We start from the raw sequence: 26,998 nt of genomic DNA, 5'->3' as shown, positions 1-26,998 counted from the left end.
TGAATAGCTTTATTATCAGCCTAATGCGTAAGAAACTACTCCCGCACTTGCTTGTATTTGGTCTGGCCTGCGGGGCCACTGGCCCCGCCCAGGCCCAGGTAACCGCCGCCCCGCCCGATGCGGCGCAGGCCTGCATTCAGGCGCGCCTGCGCCAGGGCACGGGAGCGGCTGCCGTGAGTGCCGTGCCCGTGCGCCACCGCCAAAAAATGGACCGCTACGACGTCAAGTTCTACCAGCTCGACCTGACGCTCGACAACACCTCGCGCAACATTGCGGGCTCGGCGCTGCTGCGGGTGCAGGTGGGCGCGCAGGCCCTCGACTCGCTGGCCTTTGAGCTCTACCAGGCCCCGGCTGGCTCGCCCGCGGGCACCGCTACGCTCACCATCGACTCGGTGGTAGCGGGCGGGCGGCGCTCGCCGGGCGTGCTGCGGCAGGGGCAGGCGGCCACCGCCGCGCTGGCGCAGGCGGCCCCGGCCGGCTCGCTGCTGGCCGCCCGCATCTACTACCACGGCACGGCCCCCAACGGCAACACCAGCGCCATTGGCAACGCCTTCAACACGGCCACCAGCTACCGCCGCGACGGCGTGAACTACCCCTACAACGTGACCTGGAGCTTATCGGAGCCGTTCTCGGCCCACGAGTGGTTTCCGTGCAAGCAGGTGCTCACCGACAAGGCCGATTCGTCGGCCGTGTTCATCACCACCACGCTGCCCAACAAGGTGGGCAGCAACGGGGTGCTGCGCCGCACGGTGGCGCTGCCCGGCAACCGCGTGCGCTACGAGTGGCGCGAGAGCCATCCCATTGATTACTACCTCATTTCGGTGGCCGTAGCGCCCTATGTCGAGTACGTGCGCTACGCCAACCCGGTGGGCGGCCCGCGCATCCCCATCGTCAACTACGTGTATGACCAGGCATCGCTCACGCGCTACCAGGCCGACATTGACCGCACGGCGGGCTTTATCGAGAATTATTCACAACTAGTTGGTAACTATTATTTTGCCGATGAGAAGTACGGCCACTCTATGGCCCCCATCGGCGGCGGCATGGAGCACCAGACCATGACCACGCTCGACGGTTTCGGCTTCACGCTGGTGGCTCACGAGCTGTTTCACCAGTGGTTTGGCGACAACGTGACCTGCGCCTCCTGGGAAGACATCTGGCTAAACGAGGGCTTCGCCTCCTACGGCGAGTACCTGTCGCTGCAAGCCTTCGACACCCCCGCCAACGCCCGCGCCTGGATGGACGACGCCCAGAGCCGCGCCCGCAGCAATATCACCGGCACCGTGCGTGTGCCCGACACCACCAGCGTGGGCCGCATCTTCAACTCCAATCTGAGCTATAAAAAGGGCGCGGCCGTGGTGCACATGCTGCGCTACCTCTGCCATGATGATGCCCGCTTCTTCCAAGTGCTGCGCACCTACCAGCGCCAGTTTAGCGGCCGCACCGCCCGCACCCTCGACTTGCAGCGCCTGTTTGAGGCCGAGCTAGGTGCGCCACTCGATTACTTTTTTCAGCAATGGTACCGCGGTGAGGGCTTCCCGGCGTTCGGCGTGCGCTGGAACCAGGTGGGCGGCACCCTTTATCTGCAAGTAGCCGAAACGGCGTCGGTGCCCGCCAGCACGCCCTTCTTCCAAACCGAGGTCGATTATTTGCTCACCTTTCAGGATGGCAGCACGCGCACCATTCGCCTGAGCCAAACGCAAGTCAATCAAGGCTTTGGCATACCCGTGAGCGGCACCGTAACCGCCATTGCCGTAGACCCCGCCGGCTGGCTACCCGACCTGCCCGGCACCGTGCAGCGCGACAATACCCTGGTACTGGCCACCCGCGCCGCCAGTGCCCCGGCGCTAGCGCTGTTTCCCAACCCCTGTCACAACCAATTAGCTATCAGCAATATGCCGGCCAGCGCCACGGCCGAGGTATGCGACGTTACCGGCCGCGTGGTGCTGCGCCAAGCGCTGACTGCTGGCACGCCCGAGCTACCAACCACCACGCTGGCCCCCGGCCTCTACCTGCTGCGCTTGCTGAGCCCGGCTGGTGAGGCCCTGGCCCAGGGCCGCTTCGTGAAGGAGTGAACGGAATTAAAAAAAGGAGAATTAAAAATCAGGTAGTCAGATTTTTAATTCTCCTTTTTTAATTTTTAATTCCGTTCACTGAGCAAGCAGGCTACGTCAATCCTTGTAGTATTCGATAATCTTCTGCTCGATGGCCGCGTCGGCCATTGGCTCGTCGAATATGGTCTTGAGCAGCGCCTCAAACGAGTGAGGCGTAGTGAAGTACGCCTCGTGCACTGGGTTAGTGCTGAGGCGGATAAAGAGCGGCCGGTTATTCACGCCTACCAGGTCGAGGGTGATGAGGCCGTAGCGCTGGTCGCAGCGCCCACTCGCCACGCAGTCGGTGGGGTTGGGCTTGAACAGCTGCTTCACCGTGTGCTCGTGCAATTGCTGGTGGCGGCGCTCGCGGCAGTCGTGCGCGGCGCGGTGGTAGCCCAAGGCCGTCACGCGCTCACCCAGCAGCTGGAAGAGGTGCTCAAAATTGCCCGGCCCAATGGTGTGGTCGTAGAAAAACAGGGCACCCTGGCGGCCATCCTCGTGCAGCAAATCGACGCGGAATCCCCGCCGCCCACCGGCCCCGCCCTTGCGCAGGTGGTAGGCCTTAAAATACGGCCCCAGCCAGTTGCGGTACACGCGCTCCGCTACCCAGGCCTGGTGGCGCTGGGCCTGGGCGGGCGTGGGTTCGTGCGCCGGCTGCCACTGGGCTGCCGCATCGCTGCGCCGCTGAAAAAGCTGTTGGAGAAACTGTAACACTATCGAAAAAACGAGCAACCTGAACAGGGCGAAAACACCGGCTCCGGCAAATAGTTTCGGGCCTGGGGTAGGGAAGGGGCTCCTGAAAAGACAAAAAAACAGCGGCCCTCCGCTGCCGGAGAGCCGCTGCACTAGCGGAAAAGTCAGGTTCTTAACCCGCTTATTTCACCCGCGTCCAGGCCTGCGATTTGCCAATGAGCGAGAAGCCGATGTAGCCCTTCACTTCCATGGCGTTGGCCGATTCCATCTTCATGTAGCACGAGTAGGTTTTGCCGCTTTCGGGGTCATATATCTTGCCGTTATCCCACTTATCGTCGCCGTCGTAGCTGAAACCCTGCATAAACACGAGGCCCAGGCGGGGGCGGGTACGCAGCTTAGGGTCAGGATTTTGCGTGTCAACCTTAGGCTTGCCGGTGGCTGGGTCGTTGGGCACGGTTATGGTTACGATTTTGCCGCACAGCTTATCGCCGCACTTATAAATTTCAAAGGTGGCCTTCTTCTCGGCGTTGGTCCACACGCCTAGTGGCGACAGCGTTTGGGCCTGGGCGGAGGTACTGGCGGCCCCGAGCCACAGCGCTAGCAGGAAGAACAGGTATTTGTGCATTGGGGGGAGATGAAGAAGGGGTGAGGTGTGAGTTAATCAAGGCAATTATACGGCCAGAAATTTAAGCCGCCCCACCCGGCGCACTTCGCCACAAACTAAAAAAAGACTTGACCCCAAAAGTAAAATAAGTGCCTTGATTATCAGATAAATGCTGAAAAGCACGGGCCGGCTCCCCATAAATAGGATGGAAACCTTGGAACCTACGCGCCGGCGATTAACTTTAACCTTCAGTAGCGAGTGCTACGGCCCCAATTCAAGCCGCCCTAAGTTATTGGGAAGCGCGACTGGGGTTATGTGGAACCATAAAGAAAGGAGGTACAAAATGTCTAGTAGTCCCAACCAAATTCTGCCGAGCCTGTCCAATGTAGTACGCTTCACCGCCGTACTCGCCTAAACAACTCAGCTCGGCGGAGGGCGCTGCGGTGTCGCGGCCCCCTTTCGTTGGACAGGTCTTACTGGTGGACGCCGGCGCTGTACCCCAGCGCTGCCGCTCGGTAAGATTTGAAGGATTAGATGCCCGGTTAGCCCGATGGCGCACGCAAGTGCACCGCTGTGGGCTGACCGGGCATCGCTCTTTTCAGGCCTGCCTACCAGCGCATTTTGGCGCGGTAGGCAGGCCTTTATTTTTTAGATTTGGGACGAGTGGCGGGCCCTTTAGCAACTACCTTTTTCTCGGCGGCTGCCTTGCGAACGGGCCGTGCAATTGCGGCCTTCTTCTTTACTGACGCTTTGGCTGCCAGATGCACAGTAGGCTTGGTAATTGTCTTTCGGGCGTGGGTAGCTGTTCGGGCGCGTATCGGTAAGGGCGCAACTTTAACCGGCAGCGGAGCCACGGGCAAGGCCGCCACGGTAGCGGGCCTGGGGGCCAGGGTAGCTACCGCTTTAGTAGGGGTCGCAGTAGGCGTGGGCACTGGTACCCGTGGGCTGCGGGCAAGGGGCATCACCCGGCTAGCGCTGCCGCCCAGCACGCGCCGCACCTGCATAAAGCGCCGCTCGTAGCCGCTGCCCTCCACCTGGCTGATTTTGACGCCCGACTCGCGCCGGGCGGAGGAGGCGTGCACAAAGCGCAACGGCGTTTCGCCCTGGGCCGAGATAACGATGCCCGCGTGGCCGGGCGTGGTGCTACCCTCGGCCGTGCCCGTAAACACTACAATGTCACCGGGTTGGGCCTCGGTGCGGGCTACGGGCTGGCCGGCGTCAATCAGCAGCGCGGTGGAGTGCGGGGTGGTGACGCCAAAGTGCGCGTACACGTACTGCAAAAACCCCGAGCAGTCGAAGCCCGTGAGCGGGCTCACCCCCGCGTACACGTAGGGCGTGCCCACCTGCCGCAGCGCAAAGCGCACGATGCTATCGCGGGGCGCGGCCGTGAGTGGCGTGGTGGGCGAGTCCGCGCCCGAGCGCTGGCCTACCAACACCACGGGTAGGGCGGCGGCCACCCGAACGGCCGTTGGCCCTGGTGCGGGCAGCCAGTAAAACCGAAGCCCAACCATTACCAGCAACAAAAATCCGAAAATCAACCAGATAACACGCATAGGCAAGTGGCCGCCGGGCGGCCTGGCTTGCTTAACGATGCGCGCGCGGCCCAGGTTCGCCGGCGCGGGGGGGCGCCAATGCGGGCGCAGCTCGTTTTCGGCTCTTACTTTGTGGCCATGTTTGCATCAACTTCTACGCTTTGCCGCCTGGCCGCCGTGGCCGGCCTGCTGGCGGCCGTGCCCGCCGCCGCCCAAACCAAAACTAAAACCAAGGTAAAAAACGCCCCGGCTACGACTGGTGCGGCCGCGCCGGCCGCGGCCCAGGGCGGCACCCTGCGCTACACGCTGGCCATGCCCGCGCCCCAAACTCACTACTTCGAGGTGCGGATGGACATGCAGGGTTTCGGCCAGGAATACACCGACCTCAAGATGCCGGTGTGGGCCCCCGGCTCGTACCTGGTGCGCGAGTTTGCGCGGCACGTGGAGCGCCTGAAGGCGCAATCGGCCAGCGGCCAGGCCCTGACTGTAGATAAAATCGATAAGAATACCTGGCGCGTGCACCACCCCGGCCAGGCTACGTTTCGGGTCGATTACGGGGTGTATGCCTACGAAATCAGCGTGCGCACCAGCTTTATCGACGCCGACCACGGCTTTGCGCTGGGCAGCAGCATCTTTATGTACCCGGCCAACGGCAAAAACATGCCGAGCCAAGTAACCGTGCAGCCCGCCGCCGGCTGGGCCACCGTGAGCACCGCACTACGCCCCGCGGCCGGTATGCAAAAGTTTGTGTACCAGTCGGCCAACTACGACGAGCTGGCCGACTCACCCATTGAGGTGGGCAACCAGAAAGTGCTGAATTTCACCACCAACGGCACACCCCACCAGATGGCCATGTACGGCCCCTACACGCTGCCCGATGAGGCGCGCTTCCTGGCTGATATGCAGAAGATTACGGAGGAAGCCCAGCGCGTGGTAGGCCAGAATCCGCTCGACCACTACCTGTTCATCGTGCACCACCTCGAAACGGGCGGCGGCGGCCTGGAGCACCTTTACTCGACCACGCTGGGCGCGCGGCCGGGTACCTACGGCTCGGAGGCCGGCTACAAGAATTTCCTGCGCCTGGTGGCCCACGAGTATTTCCACCTCTGGAACGTGAAGCGCATCCGGCCGGTGGCGCTGGGGCCGTTTGACTACGACCACGAGAACTACACCCATATGCTGTGGGTGAGCGAGGGCCAGACCGAGTACATGGCCAACCAGATTGCTCAGCGCGCGGGCTTTTACACGGCTCAGCAGTACTACGACCAGCTGGCCGCCGTGCTCACGGGCGTAGAAAACCAGCCCGGCAACAAGCTCCAGCCAGTGGCCATGGCCAGCTTCGACGCCTGGATTCGCGCCTACCGGCCCGATGAAAACTCGCGCAATTCGGAAATCAGCTACTACGACAAAGGCGAGATGGTGGGCATGGTGCTCGACCTGATGATAGTCAACGCCACCAAGGGCCAGAAGCATATCGACGACGTGTTTCGCCTGCTTTACGACAAGTACTACAAGGGCCTGAAGCGCGGCTTCACCGACCAGGAGTACCAGGATGCCGTGGCCGAAGTGGCCGGCCGGCGCTTCGACGACTTCTTCCAGAACTACGTGTACCAGGCCCGCACCCTCGACTACAATACTGCCCTGGGCTACGTGGGCCTGACCCTGAACAGCGCACCCGCCAGCCCCAACGGCAGCCTGGGCGCCAACATCACCAACCGCAACGGCCACTACCTCGTGACCAGCGTGAAGCGCGACGGCACCGCCTGGAACGGCGGCCTCAACGTGAACGATGAGGTGCTGCAACTCAACGGCGCCGCCCCCACCGACGAGGCCGTGAAGCAGGCCCTCTTCGCCACGGCCCCCGGCACCGCGCTTAAAATACAAGCCAAGCACGGGGCCATCACCCACGACCTGAGCCTGACCTTGCAGCCCGACCCCGACCGCGCCTACCAGATTCAGCCCGTGGCCAACCCCACGGCCGAGCAGCAGAAGCTGCTGGCTAAGTGGCTGGGTAAGTAGCAGTTAATTGTATCTAAACAAAGCAGCCCCGGCCAGCAGGTCGGGGCTGCTTTCGTTTGTGGGGCGGGATGGGTATTAATAACCACTCTATACCTCTTCGCTCTCAACCTATCAATAATTTCCCCTTCTTTACGCATATGGTAAAAGCATTTGATTAGGTTTCTTTTCTGCCGTCTGATATGCGGTATCCTTCATAGAATTAAATTCATCTCTTAAATAAATTTCAATTTCATGATAATCGCGAGCGGTTAAGACACTAAAATCAGATGGATTAATTTCTAGTATCTTTAGTTCAAATTCAGATTTTTCTTCAGATTTTGATTTTAAATCAGGGAAGCCGAATTCAACCTGAATTTCGCCCTCAAAAACAGATGAATTCACTTTAAAAATGCACGTCATTAAATAGCAATTGAAAATTTGTCTGTATTTTGGATTCGAGATGTAACTTATGCTTTCAAGGGCATGACCTGAGAAAAAAGAATTGTTTACTTTGTTCTTAAGAGATTCTACATCTGCAGATATACTTTCCTCTGAGTGATTAGCTATTTTTGTTTCAAAGCTTAATAGTTCTTTGAAGAAAACTACTTTACTGAGTTTTTCAAGTTCTGAAATAAATTTAAATAAAAAATTACTTCTATTTACTAATGAATTAGCAAGTAATTTTTTTACTTCAGCTTCTTTAGGTAACATGCCTAGCTCTTTTATCTTCTTTATGAACTGCTCAATAATTTGCTTTGAAATATTTTTAGTTTCACTTGAAGTGGAAATCATATCTACGCGGCATTGGTAAGCATCTGATTTTTGTTGAGTCGATTTTATGACAACCTGTCCATCAAAAGTTGTTGAGCCAGTAGCCCAGTCCTTTGATAAGTTGTTGCGAGTTATCTGAAAATTTATTTGAATATCTCCTGTTTGGTCCAATTCAAATGTTGGTGAGCCAGATAGGTGGCAATTCGGATGGTCTTTGAGTATAATTTCACGAATAACACTTTCTCCTAAAGCTGATTCAAGAATAGGTAAAAGGTCACTGTTAGAGAACTTCTCATCAACTATTAGGTGCCGATATGATATCTTTTCGGCATTCTCTTTCGCTACTTGCTTTCTCCTTAAATAATCGAATTCTGTAGGGCTAATAAGCATTTTTGATAGCAAAGGGACTAATTCCGCCTTGGTTGCTTGTTTCTCTATAAAAACTCCACGTTTATTCAGTAGCACCTGTAGGTCTTGCTTATAAATATAGCTTTGGACTAGTAATTGTCGAATGCGGTCCCCGAAAGGTAGCATAGTGTTAATATTTTTATTAGCTTCATTTTGGCTCGAATTCTCATAAAAGTTAGCGCTATTATTACGCTCTAGATTCTTGAAAGAGTTATTATAACTCATTACTTCAATCATTTCTGAGAAACTTCGTGTGAAATCTAAGCATACAGAATTCTTAATCCGTTCGTGTTGTGATGGCTGATAGTCTGGGAATGTTAAGACAACTTTATTACACCATCCCCCGGTTAGGCCCTCAGCTAATCCCATCATTCTACGGAGAGCATTATCATCAAAAGGCTCATTTAAGCAAAGTAGTAAAATTTTTTGATTGTCTTTTAATATCAATCGGAAGGGTAATACTGGTGAGTTAATAAACTCTACTGGAAGAAGTTTTCCGGCTAACTCTCTTGCGCCATCTATCCTATCGTTCAGGCCAGTGGGAGGATATACAAACTCAAATAGTGAGTTTGGGTAAAGGTTTTCTGCAAAAATTATTGATTTGTATAGAAATGATAATCTAAAATTATCCACCAGGTAAATAGTGTCAAAACGAGATTTCAGTTCTGTACTAATATCACCAACTTTATTTAAGATATTCCGTTCGTCATGTGACGTATGATTCAGCCAGAATAGGACACAAGAGCTTTTTGTTTTACTTGCTTGGTGACTTTTTTTTGCGTTATTATACTCGCTTGTAAATTTGAGGCATTCGGAAGCAGTTGCAATGTCTTCAGCATATTCAGCAAATTTGGCGTTCGAGGCTACAGCTTCATTATATTTGACAGAAACCAAAATGGTGGCAAAAGTATCAGATATAAGAGGGTCTATATATGGGGCAAAAAAATCAATGCCATGCTGGCCTTTTGAATGCTTGTTTTTAGAAACGCATTTTATGTCAAAATTTGGCTGTCCTCGCCAGCCAATCTTTTTTAGTATATTTTCAAGAGTAATATTTTCCCCTAATTCTCCTATAGTCCGTGAAAGCTCACCCATGATATAAACGTTTTAGAAAAACTGTGAGATTGAAAAACAATGATAGCATATTTACTTCTTTTTTCTTTCAACTACAAAAAAAAGCCCGCCGGCCGCCCCCTTTAAGGCACCCGGCGGGCGAACTGTATTCAAACCAAAACTGCCTACCTACTTCACCCGCGTCAGGGCTACCTCGCGCACTGGCGCAATTACCAGCGGCACCTTCTCCATCTTCACCGAGGAGGTGTCGAGGCCGAAGTACTGGGCCTCGCCCGAGATGAACTGCTTGATGTAGAAGTAGGCCTGCATCACGAGCTTTTCCTGGGTGGGGAAGTCGTTTTCGACCGAGAGGTACTTTTCCAGCACTACGAAGCGGAAGTCGCCCACCACGTGCCGCTGGCTGAGCGAGGCATAGCGCGAGGTGATATCCACTTCCTTGTTGCGCACTAGGTCTTCCACCACTTTGCGGAAAAACAGGTTGATGCGCTGCTGTACCCGGAAGCCCAGCCGGAAATTGATGCGGAACACGTCGTCCTTGGCCAGCTCGGTCACCTTGTACTCCATGGTATAGGGCTCATCGGTGGTATCGACGTGGATAAACCAGTAGATATCAGCCCGTTTGGGACGCTTCTGGAAGATGGAGTAGATGATTTTCTGCTCAATCTCGCTGGCACGCTCGGCCGAGGTGAGAAACACCAGGTGGGTGGCGTACTTGCCGATGGATTCGTCGTTGCTGAGCTGCTTGAGCGGCTCGATGTAGGGCTCCATCTTCACGAAGTCGGTGAGGCGGCGCTTGATGTAGAACGCCTTGAGCCACACGTACATCACGCTCATCAGGGCCGCGCCAATGGCCAGCGATACCCAGCCGCCGTGCGGGAACTTCACCAGGTTGGCAATCAAAAAGGAGCCTTCAATGATGCCGTATACCAGCACAAAAAGGACCACCAGCGGCAGGGCTACGCGCTTGATTTTGCGCAGCCACACCGTCAGCAAAATGGTGGTCATGAGCATGGTAAGCGTAATGGCCAAGCCATAGGCCGCTTCCATGTTGGAGCTTTCGCGGAAGTACAGCACCACCCCAATGCAGCCGATGAGCAGCAGCCGGTTCATGCTGGGCACAAACAGCTGGCCTTTCACATCGGTGGGGTAGTTGAGCTTCACCTTAGGCCACATGTTGAGGCGAATGGCCTCGGCCACCAGCGTAAACGAGCCCGTGATGAGGGCCTGCGAGGCAATAACGGCCGCTACCGTAGCCAGCCCAATGCCAAACAACAGAAACCACGGCGGCATAAGGGCATAAAACGGGTTGGCCTGGCTAGCCAGCAGCCCCTTGCCCATTGTCTGGCCCTGGTGGCTGAGCAGCCACGCGCCCTGGCCTAAGTAGTTGAGCAATAACGCAGTCTTAACAAACGTCCAGCTGATGCGGATGTTGCCCTTGCCGCAGTGGCCCAGGTCGGAGTACAGCGCCTCGGCCCCCGTGGTGCACAGAAATACTGAGCCCAGCAGCCAGAAGCCACTGGGGTAGTTTACCAGCAGCTGGTAGCCATAATATGGGTTAATGGCCTTCAGAATAGTGGGATTCTGTATCACCCACGCCGCGCCGAGCACGCCCAGCATGGTAAACCACAGGAACATAATTGGTCCAAAGGCTTTACCAACTATCTGGGTTCCAAAGCTTTGCAATAAAAATAGCCCCGCGATGATGCCAATAACTATGGGCACCGTGGGAATGCTGGGGTAAATGGCCCGCAGGCCCTCTACGGCCGAGGCCACCGAAATAGGCGGCGTAATAACGCCATCGGCCAGCAGGGCCGACCCGCCGATGATGGCCACAGCCGACAGCCAGGCCCCGCGCCGCCGCACCAGGGCGTAGAGCGAGAAGATGCCGCCCTCGCCGTTGTTGTCGGCGTTGAGGGTGAGCAGCACGTACTTGATGGTAGTTTGGAGCGTGAGCGTCCAGATGACGCACGAAATGCCGCCGAGCACCAGCATGGGGTCAATCAGGTCGGGCACCCGGCCGCTCTTCAGGATGGACGACATCACGTAGAGCGGCGATGTTCCGATGTCGCCGTAGATAATGCCCAGCGCGATAAGCAGTCCGGCCCCAGAGATGGCGGTGTGTGAGTGTTTGGAACTCATTAGATAACAGGGTAATTACTGGGTCAGGTAGCAGCGATTTGGAAAGAAGCGGGCCGCACTGACTGCTAGCGGACCGCTTTTTCGATCAAAATAAAAAGGCAAGCAGGGCAAGGTACTCGTTGCCGCTGAGGATACTCGTCCGGCTTTACGCAAGCGTATCGGGAACGGCCGGGTTGGCAGCGGGTAGCCCCTCCGCAGCCTGAATAGCCGCGGCGGCCTCCGCATTACGCGTGGCCTCCAAAGCGGCCAGCAGGGCGGCGGTTTCGGCAGCCGCCTGGTCGTGCACCTGGGTGATGCGCCGGTTGGTTTCACCCACCAGGCGCCGCCAGATGTCGGCGTCGCCGGGCAGGGCAAAGTGCGCCGCCTCCAGGCCCAAACGCCACAGCCTGAGCCGGTTGGTACCCCGGTGGCCGTAGAGCAGCATCAGGGCCGTAACCAGCAGGCCGGCCATGGTGGGTAGTGTCCGCAGCCAGTTATTCAGAAAAAAGATGAGCACAATAGCCACTCCCATGCCGCCCAGCAAGTACCACAGCAGCCAGCGCACCGGCTGCACCTCGGCCCGCTCTAACTCGCGCAGGCCAAACGTGCGACCCAGCACCGTGAGCGAAGTTGCCGTGAGGGTCAGGTGGCCGTCGGGGCTTTGCACGGTGGGCGCGGGGGGCAGTGGTGGTAGTGCTGGTTCGGCTTCCGTTTCAGTTGCTGCCAAAACCGCCACCGGCGCAGGTGCGGCCGGTGGCGGAGTAGCGGGTTGAGCGGGAGCGATGGGGTCAGCGACTGGGCTACCGCCGGGCACGGCCGTGCTGCTCTGCACCCAAGCGGGTGCCGGAGCCGTGGCCGGAAGGGTGGTAGACGCCGTCAGCGCCCTGGCCGACACCTCGGCTCAGTTGTTTACTTTCAGCAGTTCTACGTCGAACACCAGCGCCGAGTCGGGGCCGATGTCGCGGCCTGCGCCACGCTTGCCGTAGGCCAGGTCGGAAGGGATGTAGAGGCGGTACTTCGAGCCTTCGGGCATCAGCTGCAACGCTTCTGTCCAGCCGGCGATTACACCGTTGACGGGGAAGGTAGCGGGCTGGCCGCGCTGGTAGCTGCTGTCAAACACGGTGCCGTTGATGAGCGTGCCGTGGTAGTGCGTGGTCACCGACGAGCGCAGGGTAGGCTTGGCGCCGGTGCCTTCAGTCAGTACTTCATACTGGAGGCCGCTGGGCAGGGTGGTGATGCCCGGCTTGGTCTTGTTTTCGGCGAGGAAGGCTTCGCCTTCGGCTTTGTTGTTCATCGAGTTAGGGTTGGGGGTTTCGTCGTCGTCCTGGTTTTCTTCGCCGCTGCCGAGCTGCTCTTGCAGCTGCTGCATGGCGGTTTGCATCTGCTCCTGGGTGAGGCGGCTGGGCTGGCCCGACAGGCCTTCCTTGAGGGCGGCCGCGAGGGTGTCAATGTCCAGCTCCAGGCCTTGCTGGGCGAAGTTGCGGGCCAGGTCGCGGCCAATGATGTAGCTGACCTGCTGCTGATTAGTGTCGAGGGTCACGGGAAAAATGAGGATAAAATGGCCAGCCCGTCGGGGCCGGCGCAGCGTGAAAAATGGGGTAACCAGGCCGCAAAGGTCGGCACTGGTGCGGGCTTCTTACGCAAAAAGCCCCGCCGGGGGCGAGGCTTCAGTAGGCAAAAGGGTGGGAACCCCGAACGGTTAGAGGTAGTATTGGGCCTCTTCGCCGTGCAGGTGAAAGTTCAGGTTGAGGGAAGCCAACCGCGTACGCAGGTAGCGGAGCGAGCCCAGGCCGCCAATAATCAGCAGGGAAGAAAGAGCAGTGGTCTTTTTCATGGGAGCTGGAAATGAAGTGATTGTAACGCAGCGCAAATATACGATAGGAGGGGGAATATGTTAGGCGTGCCGAGTAGTTGGGCGCGTTTACGTAGTAGTTGCGTTTGCCTTTGCTCCGACTTCCGTCACGTTATCCTGCATTTGAGTGAGGTGGCGGCGAGCGTGCTGGGCAAGGAAATAAATGTACTCGTACACATTGAGCTTACTCAGGCCATTAACCGACATAGTTGTTTGATAGAGAAGGCTTTCGCCGTGCGCCAGCCGGCCCAGGCAGGCGTAAAGCTGCGCTAGCTGGGCGTGTAGCTGCTGCCGCACCACTGACTGCGGCCGGGGGTAATCGCGCGGCTCCATGTGCTCGGGCCGCTGCCAGGGGAAGGCGTGGAGCGCGCCAATGGCTGCTAACTTCTCGCGCTCAAACTGGTACTGAGCTACTTCGGCCTGCAAGTCCAGATTGCGCAAATTTGCGAGCGCCTTAGTTGTGCCTTTCTCAATGAGAATAAGCAGGTAATGATTGGTGAGCCCAATATGGTTGAGGACCTCGTCAATGGCCCAGCCATTATCGCCGGGTACATATGCCCGTAGGTTAGCCGGTTGGTCAAACCAGGTATCTACCAACGCAAACGTATCATGCAGCTCGGTTTTGATTGCCGTGATAAGGAGGGAGATTTCCATCGGAAAGTAGGGCTAGCTCGTGTGGTCGGCCACAATCACCCACTGGCCGTTGAGCTTGCGAAAAACCAGCAGAAACTGGCCTTGCAAATCGCCGGCGGCCACACCGGGCCGGGCCAGGTGCCAGTGGCCCACTACCTGCGCCGCCTCGGTGCCCAGCGTAGTGATGCGCAGCTGGCTGAAGTCGAGCTGGCCCATTTGGGTGGCGTCGGGGTAGCTGCGGCGGTAGTTGTCGAGGGTGGGCTGCCAGCCGTAGGTGGGGCCTTTTTTGCTAATAAAGACGAGCGAGTCGGAATGCCAGTAGCCGGCCATGAAGCCCGGAATGTCGCCCCGGTTCCAAGCGGCCGTTTGGGTGGTGAGCACCCGGGCAATGGCCTGGCGCGGTGTGGGCGGCGCAGCCAGGGCCAGCCCGAGGAGTAAGGAGTAGAGCATGATTTTGTGCTTATGAAGCAGTAAAAAGTTAATTCAGAACGTCATGCTGAACGCAGTGAAGCATCTCTACCGCTTGATTAAACGGTCTTAATAAAGCGGTAGAGATGCTTCACTGCGTTCAGCATGACGTTCCGATTGATTTTAAACACCTACCGGTTCAGCAAGGTCGAAACGTAGGCGGTGCCGCCCAGCGCCCGCATGTTGCGCAGCACGCGCAGCTGCTTGGCCCGCGCCTGGGGGCCCGGCTGGCCGGCCCGGAAGCGCAGTGGATTGGGCAGCACGCCGGCCAGTAAGGCGGCCTCGGGGGCGCTGAGGCTGCGGGCCGGCTTGTGAAAATAGCGCTGGCTGGCGGCCTCCACGCCAAAGGTGCAGTCGCCCATTTCGGCCACGCTCAGGTACATTTCCATGATACGGCGCTTGCTCCAAAGCAGCTCGATGAGCACCGTGAAGTAGGCCTCGGCGCCCTTGCGGATGTAGGAGCGCCCCTGCCAGAGAAACACGTTTTTGGCCACTTGCTGCGAAATGGTGGAGCCACCGCGCACGGGCTTGCCATCGGCGCGGTGCCAGTTGTACTGGGCGGCTTTCCACATGCCATCCACGTCGAAGCCGTGGTGGAGGAGGAAGCGCTGGTCCTCGGCCGCCACTACGGCCAGCGGAATGCTGGGGGCCACCTCATCGAGCGAGCAAAAATTGTAGCGCACGTGGCGCGGGTCGGCCTGAATGCCGGTGTAGCCCAGGCCAATGGGCGCGTGGGCGCGGCGGTCGAGCATGAGCCAGGTGGCGGGCGGCGCCATCCAGCGGTAGAGCAGCACCCAAGCCACGGTGAGCAGAAAAAGGGCCGTTACGGTTTGCAGGGCCACGCGCAAAGCCGTGCGCCACGACGGCAGAAGAGTTTGGAGAGATTGCGCCACGGATTGAGAATTTAGAATAAAGAGTTGAGAACGAAGAATTACCTGGTTGATAATTCCGCCTTCTCCATTCTCGCCGCTTCCTTCTGAACACTGGCCAGGCCCTTGGCCGTGATGAGGCCGTGCGCGGCCGCGTGGGTGGCGGCGGCCAGGTAGTCGGGCACCAGCAGCAGTTCCACGCCCGTGTCACGGAGTAGCGCAGTGGCTATGGGAGCCACGCGGGCAGCGCGGGCCGGCACCCCCACGTCGCGGATGTACACCACCCGAATGCGGCCGGGGTGCGTGCGTACCACCTCGGCGTAGATGTCGGGGTCCTGCTGGCCGCTATCGCCGAGCAGGATGAACGTAAGGTGCGGGTACGTATCGAGTATCTGGTTGATTTCCTTGAGTTTATGGCCGTGGTGAGGCGAGGCGGCCGTGGGCTTACCCTCCGAGCCGGGGGTGCGGCCGAGCAGGGTTTCGCGCAGCAGCAGCGGGCCGGGGGGCACGCCTTGCAGGCGCAAAAAGTCGTCGAGCACGTCGTAGAGGTTCCAGGGCGAAGAGCTGACGTAGAAGAACGGGTTGTCGGGCCGGCCGCTGAGCCCGCGCAGCAGCGCCTGGTAAAAGGCGGCCACGCCAGCCAGCGTTTCGTGCGAGTAGGCGTTGCGCAGCAACACAGTGCGCAGCATACGCAGGATGTGCGTGGCCTTGGTGACGATAACGGTATCATCCAAGTCAGAAATTACCCCAAACTCGGCCGTGGGCGGCGGAATGAGCACCTGCGCCATGCCCTCCACTTTACCCAGCAGCCCCCGAAAGCGCTGCGGCAGCTTGGTGAGCCGCACCGGCACCGGGTACCAGAGGTACTCCACTGGCTCGGGCAGCGTGGGCGGGTCGAGGCGCAGGGTGAAATAGCCGGTGTTGCCGGTGGTCACGGGCAGGTCGAGGTGCCGGGGCAATGAAATAACTATTTCAGCACCAGGTATTTCACGGCTGTTGAAGCGCCGGTACATTGCCTGAAAATTGCGCCACGGCGAGTCGGCATCGGTCTGGGGTGTGAGGCCGCGGTCGGCCAGCAGGCGGCCCTTCACATAAAAGCGGTGCGCGGTGCCGTAGCTGCGGTACACATCGAGGTGTAGCGGGCGCAGGCGGCCCAGCCGCGCCGCCACGCGGGTGATGGTCGCATCGGCCCATTCCCAGCCGTCGGCTACCCATTGCGCAATATCCATTTGACAAACCTACGGCGGGCGGGGTATTCAAGCAGTTCGCACTAGCAGCCTAGCCACCCCAGGCGCGCCCGCACGGCTTGCCATGATTTATTGAAAATTCCCTCGTCTGCATCGGCGGCGGCTAGCGGAAGGAGATGCCCGGTACGCACATAGTAGGCTTCTATAGCTGCTGCCGGAAGGACTTTCGAAGCCAGTAAATTGGTGAAAGAAGTAGGTAGCTGGCTGGCTCCCAAAAACAAGTGGAAGGGGTGAATGCTGGCATCGCCGCGCGCGGCTGTCGCTTTGCGGGCAGCCTTAAGCGTGCGCTCCGTTTCCAGCAAAAGTGGTACGCTCTCAATAGCCGGCACCGGATGGCCAACGCGCATGGTGACCCGAAAGCGTTGAAAATCCGGCTCATTCGGAAAAATCAGGCTCTTATAGGACGAAATGGGAAAAACTGACAATCGGCCAGGAAAAAGTGTAACACAGCAATGTCCTGGTAGCCCAGGTCGAGCGCAATAAGTCGCGCTTCAGCAAAAATGCGTTTTGTGTCTTCAGAAAATGGAAGTACGGCCATTGCATCAACTGGAAAGGAGCGGCCGCAAAATAGACTGAAACAGCCGCTTACCTCAACGGCGGCCGCTCATTGAGCAATTTGCAAATAAAAGAAAGAAGGCACCGCATCAGATGCGGGCTGCTTGTAAGCGACCGAAATGAACCGCTACTTACGAGCTTGTACAGTGGAGGCTTGCCAGGGGTGGCATCGCCCTACGGACCGCTTTTGCGTAGAACCAGCCTCTAAACCGCTCTTCTATGCCCGCCACCCACGCGCCCCTCCGCCCCAAAACCAGCAAGAAAAAGCTGCCGCCCATTCACGAGCTGGCGGCGCATGAACTCTACAAAGACCCCGCCCGCCAAGCCGAGCTGGCCGGTCTGCGCTACGCCACCGATGCCGGCCCCGGCCTCAGCCGCCAGCCGCACGGCAAAGATAAATTCTTGTACCTCAATGCGAAAGGTGAGGAGATAGCGGATGAAAAAACGCTAACCCGCATTCACAGCTTCGTCATTCCGCCGGCGTGGACGGACGTGTGGATTGCCCCCGACCCGCGCTTTCACTTGCAGGTGACGGGCCACGATGCGGCCGGCCGCAAGCAGTACCGCTACCACCCGGCCTGGGACGCGGCTCGCTCGCTCACCAAGTTTTCGCGGCTGCTGGCCTTTGGCCAAAAGCTGGGCGAACTGCGCGGGCAGCTACGAAAGGACCTGGCGCGCCCCGGCCTCGACCGCGACAAGGTGGTGGCGCTGGTACTCACGCTCATGGACCAGTCGTTTATTCGCATTGGCAATGAGGAATATGCGAAGAAAAACAAGAGCTACGGCCTCACCACGCTGCTCGACGACCACGTGGAAATAACGAAGGCCGACGTGCGCTTTTCGTTCGTGGGCAAGAAGGGTGTGGCACACGACGTGACCATCCACGACCGCAAGCTGGCGCAGCTGGTGCGCAAGTGCAAGGATATTCCGGGCCAGCATTTATTTCAGTTTTACAGTGCCGACGGCCAGCGCCACCCGCTGGAGTCGGGCCACGTGAACGACTACCTGCACCAGCACACTGGTATCGCGCTATCCGCCAAGGACTTCCGTACTTGGGGCGGCACCGTGAAAATGGTGGAATGCCTGGAAGGCGTGCTCAACGCCGATGTGGAATTGGCCCCCGAAAAAGCTATTCGCCAGGCTACCAAGGAAGTAGCCAGCAACCTGGGCAACACGCCCACCGTCTGCTCCAAATATTACATCCACCCGCAGGTAACAGAGCTGTTCAAATCGGGCAAGCTTATCGAGTACCTGCGCCGCCACGACGCCGACCCACAGGACCGCGACGAACTCTCGCCCACTGAACACCTGGTGCTGGAAATGCTGGCGGAGATTTAAAATGCCATTGTCATTGCGAGCGCAACGCAGTGGAGGGCGGCAATCTTTCCTTTTGCATTGGGTTGGTAAACCTGACGTATAGGAAAGATTGCCGCGCTCCACTGCGTTGCGCTCGCAATGACGTACAGCTACTCGTCCGTTAGGCGGTCGTAATTGTCAAAGCGCTGCTTCTTTTTCTGGGGCGTAGGCGCGTTGAGCGTCCCATTCGATTCGGGCTCGTAGCGCAGGCGGCGGTGCGAGGTGGCGCGCAGCACGTCGTCGCCCGCGCCGGCGTGGATAACGATTTTCAGGCCCTGGCCGGTGAGCTCGAACGTGTCGTTGTTGCCCAGGCCTTCTAGAGTAAGGCGGTTGGTTTCAGTGGTGTAAAATGTGCGCTGGTAGAAAAGCGAGTCGGCCCCCAGGGTGCGGTTGTACACGCGCACGGTGGTAGAGTCGGGCGTGCGGGCCACCGCGAAGTGGTCGGGTAGCTCGGTGCCGGCCACCACGGGGCGCTCGGCTTTCAGCGCGTAGTATTTCTGGGCCAGGGTGGGCAGCTGGTCGCGGCGGGCTTGCAGGTCGCGGAGCAGGGTAGGGCCTTCGATGGCATGCACGGCCGGCGGCAGCTGGCGCACGGCGCGGGCCAGCACCGAGTCGGGTAGGCGAGCCTGGGCTTCGCGGGCGGCGGCGGCAAAGTCGCGGCGCGTGAGGGCGTTGAGGCCGCGCTGGTCCACGTAGCGGCCCTGGCCGGTGAGGGCCTTCACATCGTGAAACTCACGCTTGAAGGTAACCAAGTGGCGCACCGCAAACTTGCGCGTCATTAGCCAAGTAACCGCCCCGTCGGAAATCCGAAAGAAGGCTTGGTCACGGTCCTTGGGCACGGCCACGTAGAGGCGGCCGCCGCGCCGGTTGGGGTCGGCCAGCTCGCCCCACTGCCACTGGCCCGAGTGGCGGTCCCAGTCGCCCACCAGCACGTCGAGCAGGCGGGCGCGTAGCAGCGCGGGCTGGTCGGGGCGGTTGCGCGGGTCGGCGTAGAGGCGCTTGCGCATGTCCTCGTCGTCGATGTATTTGCGGGCTTGGGGCAGTAGCGCCGAGCTCACTTCATCACCGGTATATTTTTCTTCGAGCAGCACCAGCTTGCCGCGCAGGCGCGCGTTGGCCTCCGCCGAGCCGAGGTTGGCCTCATCGGCGGGCACGTAGAGGATGCGCGGGTGGGTGTGGGGCACCCCCAGGGCCAGGGCCAGCGGCGTTACCACCAGCGCACCGTAGGGGTTGCCGGCCGAGGTAGCATCGCGCATCCCGTTGGCCAAAAACGTTTTCTGGTAGAACTCAGGCAGAATTCGCGCCGGGTCTTTATCCAGTGAGCGAATAACAAATAGCTGTTTATCAGGTGCTTGCAGTGTGAGGCTGGTGCTTTGGAAGCCGCCGCCCAGCTTGGTAGGCGTCAGGGGGCCAGCCTCGGGCACGGCCTGGGTTAGGCGCAGCACGGGCACGCGCACGGGCGCGGCCCACACGGCGCGGTGGTGCGCCCCAAAAAACACCTTGTAAAACTTGCTGTGGCGGTTGTACTGCCGGCCGGCCGTGGCCCACACGCTATCGGCAGTAGGCGGCCGGCTGGCTGGGGCCGCAGCTGGGGCTAGCCGGGCATCGGGCTGAAAATAGTTGCGCCGGGCGCAGCCAGTGGCCAGGCTCCCCACCAAGCCGCCAGATAGTAATAATAAGGTAACGGAGCGCAAAGGAAGCCAGAAATAACGGGTGCAAGGCGGCAAGGGCCGCGCCAAACCTTCTAACGTAGCTGCATCGGAAAAGATAGGGCCCAGGTACCCCTGCGCCGGGCAACCCCACCGGCCCGCCTTGCGCTATACAGAGAAATTACGTTACTTTATGAAGAAGGCGGCGGTGCTGGCTTCCCGGCACAGGTGCAACTAACTATCATAAAATCAAGAAGTAACAAATGGCTGCTGTTGGTCGCGCTGGGCTTGGGGCTGAGCGGCTGCGCGGCCCCCACTACGCCCGCCCCCGGCGAGGCCGGCCCGGTATTCAACGCCGATTCCAGCACGGTGCGGGTGGCGGCCGGGGCGCACTACGCCCGGCGCGGCTGGCTGTGGCAGCGGCTGTGGGGCCGCCACTACCGCGCGCTGTGGGCCACGCCGGTTACGGCCCCGGTGCTGCGCCTGGGGGCCCTGGACTTGCAGCCCGTGCGAGCGGGCGGCAGCTTCCAAACCAACTCGCTGCGCCTGCGCTCGCCCGATGGCCGCAATTTTGTGCTGCGCTCCGTGGACAAAGACCTGCGCCAGTCGCTGGCGGCCGGCTGGCTGAGCCGCGCGGCTGGCCCCGTGCTGCGCGACCAAACCTGCGCCGCCCCGCCCTACGGGGCCTACGTGGCGGCCCGGCTGGCCCCCGCCGCCGGCGTGTTTCATACCAACCCGCGCCTGGTGTACCTGCTGCCCGACACGGCCCTGGGTTCGTGGCGAACGCGGTTTCAGCCGGCGCTGTACTTGCTGGAGGAGCGGCCCGACCGCGACCAGCGCCACGCGCCCAGCTTTGGGGGCGCGCACCGGGTGGTGGGCTCCGATAGTATGCTGCGGCAGGTGCTGCGCAGCCCCGCCGTGCACCTGGCGGCGCGCCCCTACCTGCGCGCCCGCCTGCTCGACCTGCTGGTGGGCGACTGGAGCCGCCGCGCCGACCAGTGGCGCTGGGCGGCGTTTCCGGCGGCGGGTGGCGGGGTGGTGTTCCGGCCCATTCCGCGCGACCGTGACCAAGCTTTTTTTCGCTTCGATGATGGCTGGCTGACGCGGCTTATCTCGTGGGTGCGGCCTCGTTACCAGACCTTTAACCCGAACTTAGTGCCGGCCGATGTGGGCCCGCTCACTGCCACGGCCCGCGCCCTCGACCACACGGCCCTGGCCCTGCTGCCCGAAGCCGCGTTTCTGGCCGAGGCCGACTCGCTGCGCCGCCGCCTGCCCGATGCCGTATTGCTGGCCGCCCTGCAAACCGTGCCCGCCGAGGTGCGCGCTCGCATGACCCAGGAGCTGCTACCCGCCCTGCGCGCCCGCCGCGACGCCCTACCCGTCGTGGCCCGCCGCTACTACGAGGTGCTGCAAGAAGCCGCCGTTGTCACGGGTACCGATGCTGCCGAGCGCTTTGAGCTCACCGGCGAAGGCCCCGGCCAACTGCGGCTGCGCGTGTTTGCCCGCCGTCCGGCCCGGCCCGACAGCCTGCTCGGCGAGCAGCACTACCACGTGCGCCGCACCACGCGCCTCAGCATCTACGGCCTGGGCGGCAAAGACGAGTTTATCCTGAGTGGGCGGCTGGCCCCCGGCTTTGGGGTACACCTGTATGGTGGGGCGGGGCGCAACGTGTTTTTGCAGCAAGACATGGGGCAGGCCGCCGGCCCCGGCTTCACCATTTATCCCGGCCCGGCCGACGACCTGGTGCAGGTGAGCCACACGGTGCGCGTAGTAGCGGAAGCCAGCGCACCCGCCACGGCTGCCGCCTGGGTCGCCAGCCAGTACCGCCTGCAACTAGGTAGCCGCCCGGTCAAGTAGGGGAGGTAGCGTGGACTCTGTGAGTCCGTGCGTAGGGTCTTCGTTCAACCGTATCCACGCGCGGACTCGCAGAGTCCACGCTACCTCGTGATAACCAACGGATTTACCCCATCTACGGTGCCTTGGCTGCTCAGTACCCGGAAGCGAGCAAATAATTCTTCCGAATACCAGCCTTCGCGGCGCGTGAGTTGAATTACCTCGCGGTGCTGCGCATCGCGGTAGGCGTAGTGCTGCATGGCCACGGCCGAGTCCCACACGCTAAAGGTGGCCTGCCGCACCAGCGGCAACTCACCCAGCCCAATAGCCAGCCGCAGTCCATCCGCGCCCACTAGCGCCCGGCTCGTGGGCTCGACGTAGCGCCAGAAGCGCGGTGCCCGCCGTAGCCGGATGCTGGCCCGCGTGAGCACCGCCACCGGCCCCGCGCCCTCCGCAGCAACATCTTCATAATCAAAAGGATTGCTGCCATCCCATAGGCCGTGCGAGCGCAGGGGCACCAGTACGGCGCGCCAGGTTTCGCGGCTGCGCTGCTCGTAACTGGCCCATAGCGGATGCTCCTCAAAAAAGGCGGTAGCGGCGGCCTCCGTTTCCCACACGGCCACCAGGCCGTAGCGGTCAAGATTCGGCAAAAAGCCAAAGCCATTGGCCGCGCCGCTGCCCAGCAGCTGAAAAAAACGGAGCCCCGGCAGCTTGCTTAGCAAGCGGGGCGAGGTGCCCATTTGGGCGAGGCCCCAGTACCGCTGGCCGGGCCGTAACGTGAAAAGAGTAAGCGTAGTAAACATGCGTATTGTTTAATCCGCTATTCCTGCCCTCTTGTTTCGTAGGAAGTGATTACTTCTTGCCAAAATTCGTTTTCAGCGTCCGGTACGCTGCGTAGCGTGCGCAAATAAGCATCAGCATCTTCTTTTAAATCAAGAAGCTTCGTCAGTAGCGCGGTAAATTCGAGGAGCGTAGGCGATACTTTCAGCGGCGTCCAGCTGCCGGCTCCATGGTAGGAGAAATACACGGGGTACCCCATTTCGCCTTCCGAAAAATCTACGTAGAAGGGGTCGTCGAAATAATTGGCGGCAATTAAATACCAAGTAGGTTGAAAATCGCCCGGCTGCGTGCCCGTCACATCCTCATCTGTTACCGCATTATATCGGTAGCCAGCTTGAAAATCATTAAAATTAGCAACAGTAGGGTAGTGGTCTGGCAAGCACATCTGGCCCACCTCAATTTGCTGCGTAATAAAAGCTTCAATTTCGGGCGGGATACGCATGTTTTCGGACTCAAAAATCAGGTAACAAGTTGTTTTCAGTTGGCGCAGTAAGAACGCGCTACGGCGCGTTTGTCGCTTGCTTGAAAATTGTATAAAGTATTAATAATAAATTGAAAATAAGAATGTTACTAATTATTTTATAAATTACTGATACCACGGTAACAAACCCAAAACAGCCACTGGAAATTCGATTAGAATTTCCAGTGGCTGTTCACATATAATTCCGATTTGCCAGTTAGCCATTCCTGCAACTACCCGCGTTAGGTATTACCTAAAAAACGAGGAATAATGGCAGACGGCGTAGCCGCTAGAACTAGCAATTACGTGCAAATCAAAAGCTGCTTAGAGCTTCACCTGGGCGTGCTCATTCACGTCGTCATCCTTGCTGGCTTCGCCAGTGATTACGGCGCGGGCGTAGCCGTAGGCCCGCGAAAGCACGCCGCTGGGCGAGTCCCAATACTCGGCCTTATCAATGGCGATTTTGAGAATCATGATGTTAGGGTCTTCCTTGCCTTTGGGAAACCAGGCGCGCATGTCTTCGCTCCACAATTCGGCAATTTTGGCCTCGTCGCGGTAGGCGCTGGCGTGGCCCGATACCGACACGTACACGTTGTCGCTGGGGTTGCCGTAGCTCAGGTTTACCTGGCTATCCTTTTTTACTTCGTACACCTTGGCCGACTCTTTATCGGTCAGGAATAGCAGCGAGCCATCGGCCTCAGGCTTGATGGTGGCCATGGGGCGGCTGTGCAGGGCATGCTCTTCGTCGAAGGTGGTGAGCATGGCAATGCGCACGTCCTTGATTTTTTCAAACAGTTTGCTGAGGTCGTGGGTGACCGGAGTTTTCGAATCAGACATGGGAAAGGAGAAGAAGGGAAATGAACTGGGGCCGGAGCCCGCAGCTACCCTAGCTTACGGCCGAACCCGCATCTGGTTTTGCGGTTGAAGCTAGTAGGCCGCCCGGGGTAGCTGCTTTTTCGCTTTGCTATGAATTTTTTGGCTCATCTACTGCTGGCTGGCCCACCGGCCGGCCCCGCCTACGCCGGCCAGTTGCTGGGGCAGTTTATTGCCGACTCGGTGCCCGGCCGCCGCTTCGAGGCGTACCCCGCCGCGGTGCAGGCCGGCATTCGGGCGCACCGCGCCATCGACACCTTCACCGACCAGCACCCCGTGGTGCGCCGCAGCACAGCCCGCCTGCGCACGGCCGGCACCGGCAAGTACGCCGGCGTGGTTTCCGACGTGTTTATGGACCACTTCTTGGCCCGCAACTTCCGCGAGTTTTCAACCGAGGCCCTGCCTGATTTTACGCAGCGCGTGTACGCACTATTAGCCATGCAGCAGGCCGATTTTCCGGCGCCCGTGCAGCACTTTTTTCCGTACTTGGTGCAGCACAACTGGCTGCTGCACTACGCTGAATTAGAAGGTATTGGCCGCGCCTTGCAGGGCCTAAGCCGCCGGGCGTCGCCCGGCTCGGGTATGGACACGGCGGTGCACGAGCTGGCCCGCCACTATGCCGATTACGAAGCCGATTTTCGGGAGTTTTTTCCGCAGCTGCAAGCCCACGCGGCTGGGCTACTAACCTAGCCGGCGGGCCGCTCCTGGCCGGGCTTGGCCGTGAGCTTGAGGTAGAGAATGATGCTGGCCAGAATGCCGCATATCAGGTTGGTAATTAAAATAGGCAGGTTGTCGATGAGCACCGCATACACGCCCCACAGGCAGGTGCCGGCAAACAGTATCAGGAACGTGGGTAGCGAGAGCGCGCTGGTATCGCGGGTTTTGATGGTGCGGTAGGCCTGGGGCACGTAGGCCACCGTGGTAAGCAAGGCAGCAATGTTGCCGATGATAGTAGCAAGCGTCATGCGGGCGGTGAATTAGCTAGTTTGGATAATGCAAGAACGTCATGCTGAGCTTGCCGAAGCAGCTCTACCACGCCGTTGGAGTTAAGTAATCCTTTCGGTGTGGTAGAGTTGCTTCGGCAAGCTCAGCATGACGTTCTTTTGGCGTGACGTGCCAGTTCAGCCTGATGTGCTGCTGATGGCCCGATTCTCAACTCAACCTAGTGCTGGTGGCCGCCGTCGCCGTGTGCGTGGCCGTGGGCCAGCTCCTCGGTGGTGGCGGGGCGCACATCCTGGATTTTGCCGTCGAAGTGCATCACCATGCCGGCCAGCGGGTGGTTGAAGTCCATCGTGATTTGCTCGTCGCCGATTTCGACTACTTTGGCCTGCATATGGTTGCCTTCGTTGTCGGCCATGGGCAGGTAGTTGCCTACTTGCAGCATCTCGCCATCAAGCTGGCCATCAATTTCAAATACTTGCTTTGGGATTTCTACTACGGCCTGTTGGTCGTAGTCGCCGTAGCCCTGCTCGGGCGTGAGCGAAAAGCTGAACGAGTCGCCGGGATTTTTGCCATCTAGCTGCTGCTCAAACTCTTCGGGCAGGCCGCTGTGGCCAAAAAGGAAGACCATCGGCTCATCGGCCTCGGCTTGCTCAACTAATACCTTTTGCTGGTTTTCGTCGGTTACGGAAAGGTCGTAGGTCAGGGTTACGACGGAATTTGGGGCAATGGCGGCCATGCGCAAGGGGTGGGTTAGTGGAGCCGCAAAGGTAGCAGCCGCGCCCACGTACGTCCACAAAAAAAGCTGCTACTAGCTGCTGGCGCAGGCCAGGCAGCGAGTAGCAGCTTTTTTCAACTGGTTGTTAAACAATAATTTATACGGAAATATTCTGCGCGGCTTCGATGATAAAGTCAGCCACGGCGACGGGCTGCGACAGCACCAGCAAGTGGCTGCCGGCGCTACTGCGCACGGTAGCGTCAATGTGCTGTGCGCTAGCGCGTTGCAGGTCGGGGTTCACCGTGCGGTCGTCGGTAGCTACCAGGTACCAGCTCGGCTTAGTCTGCCAGGCGGCGGTGGTCACCTTATCGGCGGCGGCGGCGGCAGCCAGCGGCTGCTGGGTAGCCAGAAATAGCTGCTGCTCGGCGGCGCTCAAATCGGGGCCGAGGTCGGCGGCCAGGCCCTCGGGCGTGATGGTGAGGAAGCCGGCCGCGTCGGGGCGCAGGTTTTGGCCGCCGGCCGGGGCGGGGCCCACGCCAGCCGCGTCTTGCAGCGACTGACCCGCTTTGGGGGCGTAGGCAGCCACGTAGGCCAGGCCGGCCACGGCTGGGTCGTTGCCGGCTTCGGTGATGACTACGCCGGCCCACGAGTGGCCCACCAGCAGCACTGGTCCGCCCAGCCGGGCAATAGCCCGCTTGGTGGCGGCCACATCATCGGCCAGCGAGGTGAGGGGGTTTTGTACCGCTACCACTTGTAGGCCAGCAGCTTGCAGCAGCGGGATAACCTTGCGCCAGCTAGAGCCATCGACCAGGCCTCCGTGCACCAATACAATATTTTTGACTCCCTGGGGAGTGGAGGTTGACGAAGATTCAGCCACGGAAATGAATAAGTTAAAAAATTGAAAATGTATGGGTTAGCTTAATTGGCGGCTTTGTCGGCTAGGTTGGCCAGTGCCTTGTCGATGGCGGCGGCTATAGTGGCCAACTTCGGGTTGTCGTACTGGGCCATCACGGGGCTGATTTGGTCGTAGGTGACCTTGGTTACGCCGTCCTTGTCCTCGTACACGTAAATCTTGGTGGGCAGGTATAGGCCAACTTCGGGGCCGCCGGCTTCGAGCAACTTGCGGGCCGTGAGGGGGTTGCCAATTACGAAGAGTACGGCTTTCATGCTAATCGGCACCCGCGACATCACCTTGCCCCAGTTGAGCAAACCCACGTTGATGAAGTTGCTGCGGCCGGCCAGGAAGGTCATTTCCTCCTCAAACTCGGCGAAGTCCTTGCTGGCGCTGAGCTTGTCGCCGAGCACTTCGGTGCTGGCCCGGCCCATCTCGGCCTGAATATCTTTAATGGCCTGCGCAAAGGACTTGGCCGACGTGAGCACGATGTGCGCGTTGGTGAAACTGGTGGTGGACATGG

General features: G+C 59.3%; 26 protein-coding genes. 5 read left to right on the top strand and 21 right to left on the bottom strand.

Going from position 1 to position 26,998, the window contains the following annotated elements; all coding sequences use genetic code 11:
• The first annotated feature begins 23 nt into the window (after window positions 1-23).
• Window positions 24-2,075 carry a M1 family aminopeptidase gene (locus ACYVGC_RS18240; protein WP_460585283.1) on the top strand — a complete coding sequence of 684 codons (2,052 nt, stop codon included), beginning with the start codon at window positions 24-26 and terminating at the stop codon, window positions 2,073-2,075.
• Between the two features lie 96 nt (window positions 2,076-2,171).
• Here ACYVGC_RS18240 and ACYVGC_RS18235 read toward each other — a convergent pair whose 3' ends face one another.
• The 3 genes from ACYVGC_RS18235 to ACYVGC_RS18225 all read right to left on the bottom strand — a co-directional run bounded on the left by ACYVGC_RS18235 (window position 2,172) and on the right by ACYVGC_RS18225 (window position 4,943).
• On the bottom strand, window positions 2,172-2,807 hold the full coding sequence (locus ACYVGC_RS18235) for a hypothetical protein (RefSeq protein ID WP_460585282.1): 636 nt from the start codon (window positions 2,805-2,807) through the stop codon (window positions 2,172-2,174).
• A 160-nt stretch (window positions 2,808-2,967) separates the two neighbouring features.
• The gene (locus tag ACYVGC_RS18230; protein WP_460585281.1) at window positions 2,968-3,411 is read right to left on the bottom strand and encodes a DUF2147 domain-containing protein; all 444 of its coding nucleotides are present in this window, start codon (window positions 3,409-3,411) and stop codon (window positions 2,968-2,970) included.
• Between the two features lie 620 nt (window positions 3,412-4,031).
• Complete coding sequence (locus tag ACYVGC_RS18225; protein WP_460585280.1) at window positions 4,032-4,943, bottom strand: C40 family peptidase; 912 nt, start codon at window positions 4,941-4,943, stop codon at window positions 4,032-4,034.
• A 117-nt stretch (window positions 4,944-5,060) separates the two neighbouring features.
• Here ACYVGC_RS18225 and ACYVGC_RS18220 point away from each other — a divergent pair, with 117 nt between their 5' ends.
• Window positions 5,061-6,941 carry a M61 family metallopeptidase gene (locus ACYVGC_RS18220; RefSeq protein ID WP_460585279.1) on the top strand — a complete coding sequence of 627 codons (1,881 nt, stop codon included), beginning with the start codon at window positions 5,061-5,063 and terminating at the stop codon, window positions 6,939-6,941.
• A 129-nt stretch (window positions 6,942-7,070) separates the two neighbouring features.
• Here ACYVGC_RS18220 and ACYVGC_RS18215 read toward each other — a convergent pair whose 3' ends face one another.
• The 10 genes from ACYVGC_RS18215 to ACYVGC_RS18170 all read right to left on the bottom strand — a co-directional run bounded on the left by ACYVGC_RS18215 (window position 7,071) and on the right by ACYVGC_RS18170 (window position 16,785).
• Entirely contained in the window at window positions 7,071-9,194 is a 2,124-nt protein-coding gene (locus ACYVGC_RS18215; RefSeq protein WP_460585278.1) for a hypothetical protein, read from the bottom strand.
• A gap of 147 nt (window positions 9,195-9,341) precedes the next feature.
• Complete coding sequence (locus ACYVGC_RS18210) at window positions 9,342-11,312, bottom strand: KUP/HAK/KT family potassium transporter (protein WP_460585277.1); 1,971 nt, start codon at window positions 11,310-11,312, stop codon at window positions 9,342-9,344.
• A gap of 145 nt (window positions 11,313-11,457) precedes the next feature.
• A complete protein-coding gene (locus tag ACYVGC_RS18205; RefSeq protein ID WP_460585276.1) occupies window positions 11,458-12,018 on the bottom strand; it encodes a hypothetical protein in 561 nt (186 codons plus the stop codon).
• Window positions 12,019-12,192: 174 nt separating this feature from the next.
• Window positions 12,193-12,831, bottom strand: coding sequence for a peptidylprolyl isomerase (locus ACYVGC_RS18200; protein ID WP_460585275.1), 639 nt, complete (start codon window positions 12,829-12,831; stop codon window positions 12,193-12,195).
• A 159-nt stretch (window positions 12,832-12,990) separates the two neighbouring features.
• Window positions 12,991-13,125, bottom strand: a complete 135-nt coding sequence (locus tag ACYVGC_RS18195) for a hypothetical protein (RefSeq protein WP_460585274.1) — start codon at window positions 13,123-13,125, stop codon at window positions 12,991-12,993.
• Window positions 13,126-13,212: 87 nt separating this feature from the next.
• Window positions 13,213-13,797 (bottom strand): DinB family protein, encoded by a 585-nt coding sequence (locus ACYVGC_RS18190; RefSeq protein ID WP_460585273.1) that lies wholly within the window; start codon window positions 13,795-13,797, stop codon window positions 13,213-13,215.
• A gap of 12 nt (window positions 13,798-13,809) precedes the next feature.
• Window positions 13,810-14,226 (bottom strand): YybH family protein, encoded by a 417-nt coding sequence (locus ACYVGC_RS18185; protein ID WP_460585272.1) that lies wholly within the window; start codon window positions 14,224-14,226, stop codon window positions 13,810-13,812.
• A gap of 149 nt (window positions 14,227-14,375) precedes the next feature.
• Window positions 14,376-15,137, bottom strand: a complete 762-nt coding sequence (gene mtgA / locus ACYVGC_RS18180; protein WP_460585271.1) for a monofunctional biosynthetic peptidoglycan transglycosylase — start codon at window positions 15,135-15,137, stop codon at window positions 14,376-14,378.
• A gap of 38 nt (window positions 15,138-15,175) precedes the next feature.
• Window positions 15,176-16,342, bottom strand: a complete 1,167-nt coding sequence (locus tag ACYVGC_RS18175) for an App1 family protein (protein WP_460585270.1) — start codon at window positions 16,340-16,342, stop codon at window positions 15,176-15,178.
• A 41-nt stretch (window positions 16,343-16,383) separates the two neighbouring features.
• Entirely contained in the window at window positions 16,384-16,785 is a 402-nt protein-coding gene (locus ACYVGC_RS18170; protein WP_460585269.1) for a hypothetical protein, read from the bottom strand.
• A 349-nt stretch (window positions 16,786-17,134) separates the two neighbouring features.
• Between ACYVGC_RS18170 and ACYVGC_RS18165 the strand changes: the two genes are divergently transcribed.
• Window positions 17,135-18,253 carry a DNA topoisomerase IB gene (locus ACYVGC_RS18165; RefSeq protein ID WP_460585268.1) on the top strand — a complete coding sequence of 373 codons (1,119 nt, stop codon included), beginning with the start codon at window positions 17,135-17,137 and terminating at the stop codon, window positions 18,251-18,253.
• Window positions 18,254-18,381: 128 nt separating this feature from the next.
• Here the strand turns inward: ACYVGC_RS18165 and ACYVGC_RS18160 are convergent, their stop codons facing one another.
• The gene (locus ACYVGC_RS18160; RefSeq protein WP_460585267.1) at window positions 18,382-19,965 is read right to left on the bottom strand and encodes a hypothetical protein; all 1,584 of its coding nucleotides are present in this window, start codon (window positions 19,963-19,965) and stop codon (window positions 18,382-18,384) included.
• Between the two features lie 183 nt (window positions 19,966-20,148).
• Here ACYVGC_RS18160 and ACYVGC_RS18155 point away from each other — a divergent pair, with 183 nt between their 5' ends.
• Window positions 20,149-21,777: a hypothetical protein gene (locus tag ACYVGC_RS18155; protein ID WP_460585266.1), complete on the top strand. Its 1,629-nt coding sequence runs from the start codon at window positions 20,149-20,151 to the stop codon at window positions 21,775-21,777.
• 80 nt (window positions 21,778-21,857) lie between these two features.
• On the opposite strand, the gene ACYVGC_RS18150 is transcribed toward ACYVGC_RS18155, so the two are convergent.
• The 3 genes from ACYVGC_RS18150 to ACYVGC_RS18140 form a co-directional block, all read right to left on the bottom strand.
• Window positions 21,858-22,556: a spheroidene monooxygenase gene (locus ACYVGC_RS18150; RefSeq protein ID WP_460585265.1), complete on the bottom strand. Its 699-nt coding sequence runs from the start codon at window positions 22,554-22,556 to the stop codon at window positions 21,858-21,860.
• Window positions 22,557-22,573: 17 nt separating this feature from the next.
• Entirely contained in the window at window positions 22,574-23,035 is a 462-nt protein-coding gene (locus ACYVGC_RS18145; RefSeq protein ID WP_460585264.1) for a hypothetical protein, read from the bottom strand.
• 342 nt (window positions 23,036-23,377) lie between these two features.
• Entirely contained in the window at window positions 23,378-23,890 is a 513-nt protein-coding gene (locus tag ACYVGC_RS18140; protein WP_460585263.1) for a pyridoxamine 5'-phosphate oxidase family protein, read from the bottom strand.
• Between the two features lie 129 nt (window positions 23,891-24,019).
• Here ACYVGC_RS18140 and ACYVGC_RS18135 point away from each other — a divergent pair, with 129 nt between their 5' ends.
• On the top strand, window positions 24,020-24,616 hold the full coding sequence (locus ACYVGC_RS18135; protein WP_460585262.1) for an acyl carrier protein phosphodiesterase: 597 nt from the start codon (window positions 24,020-24,022) through the stop codon (window positions 24,614-24,616).
• On the opposite strand, the gene ACYVGC_RS18130 is transcribed toward ACYVGC_RS18135, so the two are convergent.
• The 4 genes from ACYVGC_RS18130 to ACYVGC_RS18115 all read right to left on the bottom strand — a co-directional run bounded on the left by ACYVGC_RS18130 (window position 24,613) and on the right by ACYVGC_RS18115 (window position 26,996).
• Complete coding sequence (locus ACYVGC_RS18130) at window positions 24,613-24,891, bottom strand: SemiSWEET family sugar transporter (protein WP_460585261.1); 279 nt, start codon at window positions 24,889-24,891, stop codon at window positions 24,613-24,615. The genes ACYVGC_RS18135 and ACYVGC_RS18130 overlap by 4 nt on opposite strands.
• Before the next feature lie 197 nt (window positions 24,892-25,088).
• The gene (locus tag ACYVGC_RS18125; RefSeq protein ID WP_460585260.1) at window positions 25,089-25,664 is read right to left on the bottom strand and encodes an FKBP-type peptidyl-prolyl cis-trans isomerase; all 576 of its coding nucleotides are present in this window, start codon (window positions 25,662-25,664) and stop codon (window positions 25,089-25,091) included.
• Window positions 25,665-25,740: 76 nt separating this feature from the next.
• Window positions 25,741-26,460: an alpha/beta fold hydrolase gene (locus ACYVGC_RS18120; RefSeq protein WP_460585259.1), complete on the bottom strand. Its 720-nt coding sequence runs from the start codon at window positions 26,458-26,460 to the stop codon at window positions 25,741-25,743.
• Window positions 26,461-26,501: 41 nt separating this feature from the next.
• Window positions 26,502-26,996 carry a DUF302 domain-containing protein gene (locus ACYVGC_RS18115; RefSeq protein WP_460585258.1) on the bottom strand — a complete coding sequence of 165 codons (495 nt, stop codon included), beginning with the start codon at window positions 26,994-26,996 and terminating at the stop codon, window positions 26,502-26,504.
• Window positions 26,997-26,998 lie beyond the last annotated feature (2 nt).

It is taken from the genome of Hymenobacter arcticus, from assembly GCF_054779975.1.
The sequence above is the reverse complement of the archived record's forward strand: the minus strand, read 5'-3'. Positions and strand labels throughout refer to the sequence as shown.

Bases quoted from the DNA above. Each gene is read 5' to 3' on its own strand.
- ACYVGC_RS18150 (WP_460585265.1), bottom strand. From the start codon at position 22,556: ATGTTTACTACGCTTACTCTTTTCACGTTACGGCCCGGCCAGCGGTAC.
- ACYVGC_RS18165 (WP_460585268.1), top strand. From the start codon at position 17,135: ATGCCCGCCACCCACGCGCCCCTCCGCCCCAAAACCAGCAAGAAAAAG.
- ACYVGC_RS18140 (WP_460585263.1), bottom strand. From the start codon at position 23,890: ATGTCTGATTCGAAAACTCCGGTCACCCACGACCTCAGCAAACTGTTT.
- ACYVGC_RS18145 (WP_460585264.1), bottom strand. From the start codon at position 23,035: ATGCGTATCCCGCCCGAAATTGAAGCTTTTATTACGCAGCAAATTGAG.
- ACYVGC_RS18210 (WP_460585277.1), bottom strand. From the start codon at position 11,312: ATGAGTTCCAAACACTCACACACCGCCATCTCTGGGGCCGGACTGCTT.
- ACYVGC_RS18185 (WP_460585272.1), bottom strand. From the start codon at position 14,226: ATGCTCTACTCCTTACTCCTCGGGCTGGCCCTGGCTGCGCCGCCCACA.
- ACYVGC_RS18175 (WP_460585270.1), bottom strand. From the start codon at position 16,342: ATGGATATTGCGCAATGGGTAGCCGACGGCTGGGAATGGGCCGATGCG.
- ACYVGC_RS18190 (WP_460585273.1), bottom strand. From the start codon at position 13,797: ATGGAAATCTCCCTCCTTATCACGGCAATCAAAACCGAGCTGCATGAT.
- ACYVGC_RS18115 (WP_460585258.1), bottom strand. From the start codon at position 26,996: ATGTCCACCACCAGTTTCACCAACGCGCACATCGTGCTCACGTCGGCC.
- ACYVGC_RS18220 (WP_460585279.1), top strand. From the start codon at position 5,061: ATGTTTGCATCAACTTCTACGCTTTGCCGCCTGGCCGCCGTGGCCGGC.
- ACYVGC_RS18195 (WP_460585274.1), bottom strand. From the start codon at position 13,125: ATGAAAAAGACCACTGCTCTTTCTTCCCTGCTGATTATTGGCGGCCTG.
- ACYVGC_RS18130 (WP_460585261.1), bottom strand. From the start codon at position 24,891: ATGACGCTTGCTACTATCATCGGCAACATTGCTGCCTTGCTTACCACG.
- ACYVGC_RS18230 (WP_460585281.1), bottom strand. From the start codon at position 3,411: ATGCACAAATACCTGTTCTTCCTGCTAGCGCTGTGGCTCGGGGCCGCC.
- ACYVGC_RS18225 (WP_460585280.1), bottom strand. From the start codon at position 4,943: ATGCGTGTTATCTGGTTGATTTTCGGATTTTTGTTGCTGGTAATGGTT.
- ACYVGC_RS18135 (WP_460585262.1), top strand. From the start codon at position 24,020: ATGAATTTTTTGGCTCATCTACTGCTGGCTGGCCCACCGGCCGGCCCC.
- ACYVGC_RS18215 (WP_460585278.1), bottom strand. From the start codon at position 9,194: ATGGGTGAGCTTTCACGGACTATAGGAGAATTAGGGGAAAATATTACT.
- ACYVGC_RS18240 (WP_460585283.1), top strand. From the start codon at position 24: ATGCGTAAGAAACTACTCCCGCACTTGCTTGTATTTGGTCTGGCCTGC.